1 pseudogene is annotated in these 582 nt (G+C 71.8%); it reads right to left on the bottom strand.

The features are described from left to right. Window positions 1-582: pseudogene (locus ABFY07_RS42850) on the bottom strand (type IV secretion protein Rhs); the annotation flags it as partial.

The following is a 582-nucleotide window of genomic DNA, read 5'->3' on the forward strand; positions in this document are numbered from 1 at the left end:
GCCCGGCCGGGTCGTAGGTGAAGGTGGTGGCCTGGCCGTCGGCGTCCTTGCGCACGATCCGGCCGCACACGTCGCGTTCGAGGGAGACGGTCTGGCCCAGCGGATTGGTGCGGGAGACGAGCCGGCCTGTGGGGTCGTACGCGTAGGTGAGGGTACGGCCGTCGAAATCCGTCTCGGCGAGCAGCCGACCAGCCGCGTCGTAGACGTAACTCCACTCCAATCCCTGCGGGTTGGTCACCGCGGTGAGGCGCAGCCGGGTGTCGTAGGAGAACTCGTGGCGGGCGCCGTCCGGGCCGGTCTGGGCGGCTAGCAGGTCGAAGTGGGTGTAGGCGTAGGTGGTCAGGCCGCCGCCGGCGTCCCGGTGTGCGGTGATGTTGCCCTCGCCGTCGTAGGCCCAGCTCTGCTCGGTGCCGTCCGGGGCGGTGCGCCGGGTCAGCTTGCCCTCGATGGACCATTCCATGCGTGTGGTGGCGCCGAGGGGGTCGGTGATGGCGGTGGGGCGGCCGAAGGCGTCGCGGTGGTAGACGGTGGTCGCGCCCCGGGGATCGGTGATCTCGACGGGGAGCCCGGCCGCGTCGCAGC

It is taken from the genome of Streptomyces sparsogenes subsp. cuspidosporus, from assembly GCF_039532705.1.
GTDB lineage: Bacteria > Actinomycetota > Actinomycetes > Streptomycetales > Streptomycetaceae > Streptomyces > Streptomyces sparsogenes.